Source organism: Candidatus Sodalis pierantonius str. SOPE (genome assembly GCF_000517405.1).
Lineage (GTDB): Bacteria > Pseudomonadota > Gammaproteobacteria > Enterobacterales > Enterobacteriaceae > Sodalis_C > Sodalis_C pierantonii.
In genome coordinates this window covers 1,279,600-1,290,917 of record NZ_CP006568.1, presented here as the reverse complement: position 1 = coordinate 1,290,917, position 11,318 = coordinate 1,279,600, and the positions used below count along the sequence as shown (strand labels likewise).

The following is an 11,318-nucleotide window of genomic DNA, read 5'->3' as shown; positions in this document are numbered from 1 at the left end:
CGGGATGTTTTCTTCAGCAGTGCATTTATCATCAGCGGGAAGTTCCTTACGGCGGCAGGCACCGAGGAACGCCCGCGCGGGCAGAGGGGAATCGCCGGCCTCACCGTCCGACGTTCGACCATGGCGGGCGACCGGGGCGGGGTCTGTGGCGTTCCTACGTCGGGTGAAGCCGGTGATGTGGATTGACGGGAAGCGTTCAATCCTGCTTTTTGCCTGACATCCATGGTATTCGGCATAGTGACTCCTGTTCAGTTCCATTGGGTCGAAGTGACACCTCGCAACGCCGTTCGGGCCGCGGCGCGTCATGGCGTGATGGCGTCAACATTCAGGCACTGCCGGGCCTGCCATCAGGGGAGACCCTGAGGGATAGCGCACGCATCATTGAGGACATGTACCGCCCATCCTGACGGCCGGGTCATGTTAGACGGGTGAAATGCAACGGGCAGCAGGCAGTCGGCGCTGCGTATAACCTTTCTCGCGGCTTTAGTGACCAGGGTAGTATGAAAGCCGCGGCAGCGACATGAAGAAAAGACGGTTTAATCACAACCGGTAATTTTCAGCGGATTCTTCAGCGATAGGGCCAATCTACCGTTCTAAACGGGCGGCAGGCAAGAGGATTTGCCCCCGGACGGATGGCTCGTAATGGAAATATCTTACGGCCTGAAAAGACATTCTCCCAGCCGCAATGCGCGGTTAGGCAGCAATATCGCGGCTGGGGGAGGCGGGCATAGCCAGTCAGCACTTACTGACCAGCTATCGCCAACCGGGCGATGCCATGACCGCCGGGGGAGGAAAAGAGTTAATGATGCTCAGCGCTGATAGATCGTTTCCACGCCGTCTTCATCGTCCTCATCCCAATCATCATCCAGATCCTCTTCGGCTTCCGCCTGCATGAGCTGATCGCGGTGATAATCATCCCACATGAATTCCACTTTTTCCGGCCCCGCCTCGGGCGTAGCCTGCTCTTTAGGATGCGCGTTGATAAACGCCATCACATTCCAGCACAGCGCCTTCACGCCGTCGCGATTGGCGGCGGAAATCAGATAGTATTGCGTTTCCCAACCCAACGCCTCGGCAATAGCCTTGGCGCGCGCGGCCGCTTCCTCAGCGTCAAGCAGATCCGCTTTGTTGAATACCAGCCAGCGCGGTTTGGCGGCCAGCATTTCACTGTAGCATTCCAGCTCGGTGACGATAATGCGAGCGTTTTCGACCGGATCGGACTCGTCCACCGGCGCCAGATCGATAAGATGCAACAACACCCGGCAGCGCTCCAGATGCTTAAGGAAACGAATACCCAAACCAGCGCCGTCGGCCGCGCCTTCGATCAGTCCGGGAATATCCGCCACCACGAAGCTCTGCTCGTTATCCATGCGTACCACGCCGAGGCTTGGCACCAGCGTGGTAAACGGATAATCCGCCACCTTCGGCTTGGCCGCCGATACCGCGCGGATAAACGTAGACTTACCGGCATTGGGCAGACCGAGCATACCGACGTCCGCCAACAGCATCAGTTCCAGCTGGATCTCGCGGATCTCGCCTTTGGTACCGTCGGTTTTCTGCCGCGGCGCCCGATTGACCGACGATTCAAAACGCGTGTTGCCCAAGCCGTGAAAACCGCCTTTGGCCACCATCAGCCGCTGCTCGTGGCGGGTCATATCGCCCATGACTTCGTTGGTGCCCAAATCCAGCACCCGAGTACCCACCGGCACTTTGATAACGATGTCTTTGCCGCGCTTGCCGGTACAATCCCGGCTCTGGCCGTTTTGTCCGCGCTCGGCGCGAAAGTTTTTCTCAAATCGGTAATCGATGAGGGTGTTCAGATTTTCATCCGCCAGCAGCCACACATCGCCGCCGTCGCCGCCGTCGCCGCCGTCCGGCCCGCCGCGGGGGATGTATTTTTCCCGGCGAAAGCTGACGCAGCCGTCGCCGCCGTCGCCCGCCGCCGCCAAAATGGCGGCTTCATCAACAAACTTCATGATAACTCTCCATAACTCATTTGCCGGGCGGCTTGATAACGGCGACCGGGGCCCGTCTGTTCAGCCCGGGCCACCAGCGGTGACCGACAGCGGAACACATCGCACCCGCCACCACCACGCCGCTATAGCCGACAAAGTTCAGCGGCGGCGGCACGAAGGCCGTGGGCCAGAACAGCGCCAGCAAATTAGAAAAAATCAGGGTAAACAGCGGCGTCAGGGTAATAATGGCGCTCACTTGCGCCGTCTGCCAGCGCGCCATATCCCACCAGCGTATTCAGGCCGCAGAACAGCAGGCAGGCCAACTGGCCGCCGGTTAATTGCAAAAGCGTCAGCGGCTTCGCCACCACCGTCAGCGCTATTGTACACAAAATATACAGCAACAACAGAATCTGTTGCGATGCCAGGCGCCGCAGCAAGACTTTTTGCGCCACGCCATAACTCACCCAAACCATCGCCGCGCAACAGCCAAAGATCACCCCCAGGGTGTTGGCGGTCAGACGGGTGAAAATCTCGCGCAGGCTGCTGTTGAAAAACATCAACAAACCGCCAATCAGCTGCGTGATGCGCATGCGCTCTTTCAGAATGACGACGCTCGCCAGCATCATACCCACCGGCGACAGCTGGCCGATGACCTGCGAGGCGGAGGGGTTCAAATATTGCAGCGACGTGCCAAAAAAGACAAAGTTGCCTAAAAGCCCGGCGGTCGCCACCGCGAGCAGTATCAGCCAGCGCCAGCGGAAAAACAGCCGCAGCGGCGGCAATTGCCTGCGCGGCGCCAATAGCAGCAGCAACCCCATACCGGCCATTAAAAAACGGTACCAAACCACGGTGTAAGGCTCCATGGTGGTAAGGACCTACTTCATGGCAATGGGGAGCGCGCCCCAGCACATGGCGGTGGTCAAAGCGAGCGCAATGCCGATGCCCGTCTGCTGTCCAGCCTGCTGCGTATTTTTCATGATGAACGGTGAGCGTAAAACAGCGGAATAAAGTAAAAAGCCCCGCAACCAGGTGCGGGGCTTTACTCGGCTATCAGAGAACGGAAAATTTATTCAGAAACGATGCTAACAAATTTACGGTTCTTCGGGCCCTTCACTTCAAACTGGATTTTACCCGTCGTTAAAGCGAACAGCGTATGATCTTTACCGCAGCCTACGTTGGTCCCCGGGTGGAACTTCGTTCCACGCTGACGGACGATGATGCTGCCGGCATTTACCGTTTCGCCGCCGAAGCGTTTAACGCCTAGGCGTTTACTTTCTGAGTCGCGACCGTTACGTGTGGAGCCGCCAGCCTTTTTGTGTGCCATGAGCCTGCTCTCCTGTTAAGCGCCAATACCGGTGATTTTAACGTCAGTGAACCACTGACGGTGGCCCCGATGCTTACGGAAGTGCTTACGGCGACGAAATTTCACAATCATCACTTTATCGCCGCGACCGTAAGCCACAACTTCCGCCGTGATCTTGCCGCCGTTCACGAAAGGACCGCCGATCTGGATGTCGTCGCCGTTGGCGATCATCATAACCTGGTCAAATTCAACAGTTTCACCCGTTGCGATGTCCAGCTTTTCAAGGCGAACGGTCTGACCTTCGCTCACCCGGTGTTGTTTACCACCACTTTGGAAAACCGCGTACATAAAAAACCCCGCTTTCCGCACGCTCAATCTGTAATCGTCTGGAGCGTGCTATAAAATATTCACAACAAAACAATAGGGCACGAATTCTACGCAAGAATCTCACTAAAGACAAGTGCAGAATACATACAGAAAGCGAATAAAGGTGCAGTTTCTTCATCGCCATTTATCTCTTATCTTACGTTTTTCAAGTACAATCAGTAACACTCTTTCCGCCATTCGGTCCCGTGTGCGGCATTACACTGACGGTATACCTACAAACCGATAGAAAATAATGAATCTTGAACAAATTACTGAACTGACCGCGCAGGATATGGCGGAGGTCAACACGGCAATTCGCGAGCAGCTAAACTCAGAGGTCGCCCTGATAAATCAGCTCGGCCACTACATCATCAGCGGCGGCGGCAAACGTATCCGACCCATGATTGCGGTGCTGGCGGCGCGTGCGCTGCACTATCAGGGCAAGCAGCATGTCACCGTCTCCGCGCTGATCGAATTTATCCATACTGCCACGTTGTTGCACGACGACGTGGTGGATGAATCGGACATGCGCCGCGGCAAAGCGACGGCCAATGCGGCGTTTGGCAACGCCGCCAGCGTCTTGGTCGGCGATTTCATCTATACCCGCGCTTTTCAAATGATGACCGCGCTGGAATCCCTGCGGGTGCTGAAGCTGATGTCTGAGGCGGTTAACATTATCGCTGAAGGGGAAGTGCTGCAATTAATGAACTGCAACGATCCGGATATCACAATCGACAGTTATATGCGGGTTATCTATAGCAAAACCGCGCGGCTGTTCGAGGCGGCGTCGCAGTCCTCCGCCATATTGGCCGGCGCCGATGCCCGCCAGGAGGCGGCGCTGCGCGATTACGGCCGTTATCTGGGCACCGCCTTTCAACTCATTGACGACCTGCTGGATTACGGCGCGGACGGGAAAACGCTGGGTAAGAATACGGGCGATGACTTAAACGAAGGTAAGCCGACGCTCCCGTTGCTGCACGCCATGCGTAACGGCACGCCAGAACAGGCGGCGCTGATCCGCCAGGCGATCGAGCAGGGCAATGGACGCCACCTGCTGGAGACGGTGCTGGACACCATGCGCCAGTGCGATTCCCTGGGATACACACGCCGGTGCGCGGAAGAGGAAGCGGACAAAGCTATCGCCTGTTTGGACTGCCTGTCGCCCTCCCCTTACCGCGATGCGCTAGAGGGCCTGGCCCACGTGGCGGTGCAGCGCGACGCTTGAAAGCGCAATCGCCAGAGGAAAGGAATCTCTTTGGAAAATCGCCGTCATTGAACGGCAAACCACGGCGTAACGCTGTCGTGGTTACTACCGTTACTCTTCTTGCAGCCCCAGCCGTACGATAAACGCGCCGATGCCTTCGCGCATAACAAAAGCAATCACCCGCTCCCTCTCTTCCACGGTCAGTTGCCGGTAGATGGTTATCCAGGTGGCCAGGGCCACGGATACCCCTTCCGCTGGCGCTTCAAGAGACCATTCGACGTCGTCCCCGTCCCGCATTTCCCGGCGCATTAGCGCTTTTTGCACCACCGCCGGCAGGCTATCGAACGCATACTCCATCCCCCGCCCCTGCGCCCCTTTTCTGCGCCGCCGGTTCCATTTTTCACGCCTGGCAAGATCACACAGCCCCTGACGGGTACCGGGTAGTCCGGCAACGGACAGCAGTTCCTGCGTGCTGAACCAGGCTTGTTTCATAAGATTTTCATTCCGAATTCGACCTGCATAACAAATTAGAATTTATTTGGAAAATAATTGAAAATATTTAAGAAGTTTGATGCTATATATTTTCCAACTAAAGGCTGTGACCATTGCCTTCGTTTTATCTACATTGGTTAGTTATACCATTAATCCTCGTTTGTCTTACAGCAAAAGGAACGAAATGTGAGCGAAAGGAATACAGATTGGCACCCTGCGGATATCATCGCGGCACTTCGTAAACGCGGAACCTCCCTGGCCGCGGTATCGCGCGCGGCGGGATTGAGTTCATCCACGCTGGCGAACGCCCTCACCCGGCCTTGGCCCAAAGGTGAATGGCTCATCGCCGATGTGCTGGAGGTCCATCCTTCGGTGATATGGCCCAGCCGCTATATCGACCCGGAAACCAATCAATTGCTCGATAGGAAAAGCCTGATACGCCAGCGCTGATCCTCGGCGCTGGGGAGGGCCATGCCTTCCCCGGCGCATTATTTCATTCCGGCCTGAGATCGTTAACCGGCTCATCCGGATAGTCCAGACGCTTTAACAGGTTCAACACACCCTCACGTACGATAAAAGAGACGATAAAATCGCGCTCCGCATCGGAAAGTTGCCGATGAATTTCGTTCCAAGTTGCCGACGTCTCCTGTGGAGAGAGTTGGTACTCCGCCGGGTTGGTCCTTAAAGAAAGCGTCTTTTTTACCATGTCCGGCAAACTGTGCCAGGCATACTCTACCGCTTTGCCGCGCGCACCCTCGCGCCGCCTTTTTTGCCAGCCCTCCTCCCTGGCTCGCCGATTCAGTCCCTGTCGTGTTTTGGGTAGTCCACCTACCCCAATCAATTCGTGCGTTGCAATCCATTCTTTTTTTATTTCCATCTTTAATCCCCCTCCTTGTCATGGTGACAGCCTGGCGCTATCGCCATCGCACGGTTTGGGCAGGTACTGTGGAATTTACGGCACCTGATTCCCGTTCCGCTATTACGACAACATTTAATGTATAACATTAAAGACTTGTCGTAACGCTAATTACAACACAAAAAAAGCGCATTGGATCAAAGGTGGCATTAAAAAATGAGATCAATGCCAGCTATTAGAATAAAAAACACAAAATTAATAAAAACTGTTCATTATTAATTGAATAGAATTCTTATAGCATTATCCATGTTATTACTGTAATGTAATAAACTATACCTTAAGAAATAAGTTTAGGTGAAAACGAATGACCGGGAAAAGGGAAAAGAAAATGGCGTTGCTGCTAAATTTTCGACACGGAAACCGGGCCAGAAATAGTATTTGGCATAAGGAAAAGTTTATCGTTATACCCTGCTGAGGCGATGAAATGTTTAGCGTAGATTTAATCCCTCCGCCGACGCCATAACAGAAGTCGAGACAATCCCCGCATGGCGTCAGGCGTCCCTTTTCGCCGGCGCAGGGCACCGTCACACGCACCGGCTCATCAGCAATAGCCGCCCCACCGGCGCCGGCCCTGCCTGACACCTAAGCGCGCCGGGCCAGCCCACGCCCCGGCGCGGCAATGCCCCTAGCCCGGGCGAAACGCCTGACAAAACAATGCCGGCGTCGCCGGCAAATAACAGACCGCACCCGGCGGCTGTGATTATAAAGGGCCACGCCGACGCAAGGATCGTAGCGCCTTATCCTCACGGCGGCGGCGGGCTACTGCTGCAGGAACTGGTCGCCGCGCGCATATCCTGTAGCGCCTGCTGCTCGAAGTCGCTGAGGATACCCAGCGGTCGCCGCGCGCTAACGCCCTGCGGCCCCAGCAGCAGCGGTTGGGCAAAAAAGCGGGAAAACGCCGACTCGCTTTCGACATAGGCGCATTCGATAATTCCCTGCTGCCCCTGCAGCGCCCGCACCAGCGACAGCGTAAAGCGGGCCGCGGCATACCCCATGGCAAGCGTGGCCGATCCAGCGCCGGCTTTGGTCTCCACCACCTCGGTGCCGGCGTTGTGGATGCGCCGCGTCAGGAGATTCACTTCTTCATCGCTGAAAGTGATCCCCGGCACCTGCGATAACAAAGGCAGAATGGTGACGCCGGAGTGGCCGCCTACCACCGGCACCTCTATTTGATCCGGCCGCAGCCCTTTCATGGCCGCCACGTAACTGTTGGCGCGGATGACGTCTAGGGTGGTGATACCAAAAAGCTTTTGCGGCTGATAGACCCCGGCCTGCGCCAGCACGCCGGCGGCGATGGCAACCAGGGTATTCACCGGATTGGTGACAATGCCGATCAGCGCCTCGGGCGCACAGACCGCCACCTGGCCCACCAGCTGCCGCACGATGCCGGCATTAACATTAAACAGATCCGCACGATCCATACGGGGCTTACGGGCGACGCCCGCCACAATCAGCACGATATCGGCGCCAAGCAACGCCGGGGACGCGTCTGGACCGCAAAAATCACGCACCTTCACCGGCGAGGGAATGTGGCTGAGGTCCACGGCAATCCCCGCCATTACCGGCGCGATGTCATACAGCGAGAGTTCCCCATCCTGGGGTAAACGGGTTGTTAGCAGCAGCGCCAGCGCCTGGCCGATGCCGCATTGCCGCGCCGAGCAATGCGACTTTCATTGTAATCTCCTTATATCCCTACGAAGAATGGCATCTCATACTCTACTGAAAAGCATAAAGGCATCGCCTAATAAAGACAATTGATGAACATCAGGATTGCGACAGCGCATGGAGAAGCAGGCCATCTGTAGGCGGGTTGCAAGTTGGGGGCTTTTCACCCACCATGGACAGCGAAAGCTGTCTCCGGCAGCAATTTCATTGCATAAATATGCATAATAATCCATTAAATAATCGGCTTACTCTGCGGTAAAACATGCGAAATCAATCGAAACAGGAAGAACTGGTCAAGGCGTTCAAGGCGCTGCTAAAAGAGGAAAAATTCAGCTCTCAGGGCGAGATTGTGCTTGCGCTGCAGGAAGCGGGCTTTGAGAACATTAATCAATCCAAGGTCTCGCGTATGCTGACTAAATTCGGCGCCGTACGCACCCGTAACGCCAAGATGGAAATGGTATATTGCCTGCAGGCGGAGCTGGGCGTTCCCACCGCCAGCAGCCCGCTGAAAAATCTGGTGCTGGATGTGGATCATAATGACGCACTGGTTGTCATCCATACGAGCCCCGGCGCGGCACAGCTCATTGCCCGAATGCTGGATTCGCTGGGGAAATCAGAAGGGATCCTCGGCACCATTGCTGGCGATGATACGGTCTTTACCACGCCCGCGCCTGGCTTCTCGGTCAAACGACTGTATGAATTTATTCTGGTCCACTTTAACCAAGAGCTCTGACGCCACCGCCGCTCGCGTTCGCAGCCGGCAGGGCCGACGGCGCACGGGATGCGCCATGCCGGCGGCGTTACCGTAGAGCTGCCGCCGGCGCCTGCTGGCCTAAGCTTGCCGGTCGGGCGCCTCGCCACGGCGTTAAACCCAGCATGCCGCAGGGTGGAAATGATCCCGCTTTCGACGTTTAACGTTCCTTTCGCCAGCGCCGGCTCCCGCCGGCGGTCGCGTACATGCCCAGAAGCTACCGCGCTCCATCGGCACGCGATTTAGGCGGATGCGCCCTAATCCGTCATCATGCACAAAGCCGGATCCGATAAGTTAAACGGCGATTTTTAACATTGTCTTACGCCGGGTAGGTTTTTTTACCTTGGTAAATAGCGTGACGTCGGATGTTACATGTCAGAAATAAGGGACTTTATCTGTAGGCCAGTGGGAAATGTTATCTCAGACCGCACTTTTAGCCACATCAACTTATACGCATGATTTTACATGAATTTAACAAAATACGCTCATTTTTTGCGCATATTTAATAACTTTTACTTCTAACCTGGATGATTGCAAGCTGAAATTCTCATAAATAATTATTATCAAACTATTGGTTTATGTTGTTACTAGTGCATACTTAGCTTCGTGATAAGCATCACAGTCCGAGAAAAATGAGCGTTATATGAGGAATAAAATGATGAAAGCAAGAACGGCGTTACCATTAATGGCGGTGCTTTCCGCATTGTTTTTCGGCGCGTTCGCCGCGGATTCGATCTCGCTGCAGCAGGCTCAAGATTTGCAGCCCATGGGCAGCGTTAGCGGTATCGACGGTGCGCCAAGCGACATCCATCAGGCGCTGAATCAGGCGGCCGACGCGAAGGGCGCACGCGCCTACCACGTAACCGAAGCCTATGAACACGGCAACTGGCACGCCACCGCCCAGCTTTACAAATAATCAGTTCGCCAGAACCGGGACGGCTGCCCGCGGTAGCGCCTGGCAGATCAGCGCCACCCGGCGGGCATGCTTTTTGGCAGCACTATGCAATGTGTCATGTTGTGAAACACTCTCTGTAACCCACATCATTTCGCGGCGACCCTCAGTTAATCCCGTGTCCGGAATTAACCCATCGCGATTTGATGATTCCCTCATCGTCTAGCAGATGATTTTCCCCCGCTCGCGGGTTTTTTTTTGCCCTGGCGCAGAGCGCTACCCTTCCCTGCCGCGAGAAAGCGCTGCCCTGGCGCGTGGCTCGTTGCGCCAACTGATCCAGCAGCTTGGCATGAATGCCGCCAAAACCGCCGTTGCTCATCACCAGGATGAAATCTCCCGGTTGCGCGGTTTTCACGATCATTTCCACCAGCGTATCAACATCAGCGCTGCAGTGCGCGGGCTGCACGCAGGCCTCCGCCACTTCGCTCACCTGCCAGGGAATATGCTGCGGCTGATACAGAAACACCTCGTCAGCGCGGCCGAGTGACGGCGCCAGCTCATTTTTGGATAGCCCCATTTTCATGGTGTTGGAACGGGGCTCCAGTACCGCCAGAATCCGCGCCGTGCCGCCGATTTTGCTGCGCAGCGCCGCAAGCGTCGCCAGGATAGCGGTGGGATGATGGGCAAAATCATCGTAAACCGTCACGCCGTTGGCGGTACCTTTAAGCTCCAACCGCCGGCGGGCATTGATAGAGCGGTCCAGCGTCCGGCAGGCGTCCGCCGGCTGCACGCCGACGTGGCGAACGGCGGCGATAGCCATCAGCGCGTTATGCATATTATGCTCGCCCACCAGTTGCCAACTGACCGCGCCAACGGGCTCATCGTGAAAATACACCTCGAAACCGCTCGCGTCCGGGGTGGTTTTTTTCGCCCGCCATGCGCCTTCTTCGCCGGTGTATTCCGTTTCGCTCCAGCATCCCATCGCCAGGGTGTGTTTAAGATTGGCGTCATTATCCGGCAAAATGATTTGCCCTTTACCGGGCACCAGCCGGATCAGGTGATGGAACTGTTTCTGGATCGCTTTGAGATCATCAAAAATATCAGCGTGGTCAAATTCCAGATTATTCAGAATAAGGGTGCGCGGACAGTAATGGACGAACTTGGACCGTTTATCGAAAAAGGCGCAATCGTATTCATCCGCCTCCACCACGAATAACGGGCCATCGCCAAGCCGGGCGGAGACGGTGAAATTGCCCGGTACGCCGCCAATCACGAAACCCGGTTGATAGCCGCACTCCTCCAAGATCCAGGCGACCATGCCTGTGGTGGTGGTCTTGCCGTGGGTGCCGACAACGGCGATTACCCAGCGCTGCGCCAGCACGTGATCGTGCAACCACTGCGGACCCGACACATAAGGGATGCCGCGTTCCAACACCGCTTCTACGCAGGGATTGCCCCGCGACATGGCGTTGCCGATAATGACCCAATCCGGCGCGGGATCGAGCTGAGTCGGATCGTAACCTTGAATCAGACCAATTCCCTGCTCCTGCAGCAGCGTACTCATCGGCGGATAAACATTATTATCCGAGCCGGTGACCTCATGTCCCAGAGAACGCGCCAGCATCGCCAGACCGCCCATAAAGATGCCGCAGATACCAAGAATATGAATGCGCATAATTTTTCCATTTTTAGCCGCGTAATGCCGCCTATTCTAGCGCCCCAGCCGATTGATAGAAACGGTATTTGATGATGTACTGGCAATCTGTTTAGGCTA

Annotated in this window: 9 protein-coding genes and 3 pseudogenes; 4 read left to right on the top strand and 8 right to left on the bottom strand. The window is 55.8% G+C overall.

Annotated elements, in window-relative coordinates:
- Window positions 1–809 precede the first annotated feature (809 nt).
- The 4 genes and pseudogenes from cgtA to rplU all read right to left on the bottom strand — a co-directional run bounded on the left by cgtA (window position 810) and on the right by rplU (window position 3,606).
- Window positions 810–1,976, bottom strand: coding sequence for an Obg family GTPase CgtA (gene cgtA / locus SOPEG_RS06655; protein ID WP_025244755.1), 1,167 nt, complete (start codon window positions 1,974–1,976; stop codon window positions 810–812).
- A 16-nt stretch (window positions 1,977–1,992) separates the two neighbouring features.
- Window positions 1,993–2,932, bottom strand: a pseudogene (locus SOPEG_RS06650) (DMT family transporter).
- Window positions 2,933–3,021: 89 nt separating this feature from the next.
- Window positions 3,022–3,279: a 50S ribosomal protein L27 gene (rpmA, locus tag SOPEG_RS06645; protein WP_025244754.1), complete on the bottom strand. Its 258-nt coding sequence runs from the start codon at window positions 3,277–3,279 to the stop codon at window positions 3,022–3,024.
- A 15-nt stretch (window positions 3,280–3,294) separates the two neighbouring features.
- A complete protein-coding gene (gene rplU, locus SOPEG_RS06640; RefSeq protein ID WP_025244753.1) occupies window positions 3,295–3,606 on the bottom strand; it encodes a 50S ribosomal protein L21 in 312 nt (103 codons plus the stop codon).
- Between the two features lie 271 nt (window positions 3,607–3,877).
- Between rplU and ispB the strand changes: the two genes are divergently transcribed.
- Complete coding sequence (gene ispB, locus SOPEG_RS06635; protein WP_025244752.1) at window positions 3,878–4,849, top strand: octaprenyl diphosphate synthase; 972 nt, start codon at window positions 3,878–3,880, stop codon at window positions 4,847–4,849.
- Between the two features lie 90 nt (window positions 4,850–4,939).
- On the opposite strand, the gene SOPEG_RS06630 is transcribed toward ispB, so the two are convergent.
- Window positions 4,940–5,320 (bottom strand): DNA-binding protein, encoded by a 381-nt coding sequence (locus SOPEG_RS06630; protein WP_025244751.1) that lies wholly within the window; start codon window positions 5,318–5,320, stop codon window positions 4,940–4,942.
- Window positions 5,321–5,506: 186 nt separating this feature from the next.
- Here SOPEG_RS06630 and SOPEG_RS06625 point away from each other — a divergent pair, with 186 nt between their 5' ends.
- Window positions 5,507–5,770 (top strand): helix-turn-helix domain-containing protein, encoded by a 264-nt coding sequence (locus SOPEG_RS06625; RefSeq protein WP_025244750.1) that lies wholly within the window; start codon window positions 5,507–5,509, stop codon window positions 5,768–5,770.
- Between the two features lie 43 nt (window positions 5,771–5,813).
- Here SOPEG_RS06625 and SOPEG_RS06620 read toward each other — a convergent pair whose 3' ends face one another.
- Both SOPEG_RS06620 and mdh read right to left on the bottom strand, forming a co-directional pair.
- The gene (locus tag SOPEG_RS06620; protein WP_025244749.1) at window positions 5,814–6,191 is read right to left on the bottom strand and encodes a DNA-binding protein; all 378 of its coding nucleotides are present in this window, start codon (window positions 6,189–6,191) and stop codon (window positions 5,814–5,816) included.
- A 788-nt stretch (window positions 6,192–6,979) separates the two neighbouring features.
- A pseudogene (gene mdh, locus SOPEG_RS06615) lies at window positions 6,980–7,910 on the bottom strand (malate dehydrogenase).
- A 253-nt stretch (window positions 7,911–8,163) separates the two neighbouring features.
- On the opposite strand from mdh, the gene argR reads away from it, so the two are divergent.
- Together argR and SOPEG_RS06605 are read left to right on the top strand one after the other, a co-directional pair.
- Window positions 8,164–8,634 (top strand): transcriptional regulator ArgR, encoded by a 471-nt coding sequence (argR, locus tag SOPEG_RS06610; RefSeq protein WP_025244748.1) that lies wholly within the window; start codon window positions 8,164–8,166, stop codon window positions 8,632–8,634.
- Window positions 8,635–9,310: 676 nt separating this feature from the next.
- Entirely contained in the window at window positions 9,311–9,568 is a 258-nt protein-coding gene (locus SOPEG_RS06605) for a YdgH/BhsA/McbA-like domain containing protein (protein ID WP_025244747.1), read from the top strand.
- Between the two features lie 295 nt (window positions 9,569–9,863).
- Here the strand turns inward: SOPEG_RS06605 and mpl are convergent.
- Window positions 9,864–11,219 (bottom strand): annotated as a pseudogene (gene mpl, locus SOPEG_RS06600) (UDP-N-acetylmuramate:L-alanyl-gamma-D-glutamyl-meso-diaminopimelate ligase); the annotation flags it as partial.
- Window positions 11,220–11,318: the final 99 nt, after the last annotated feature.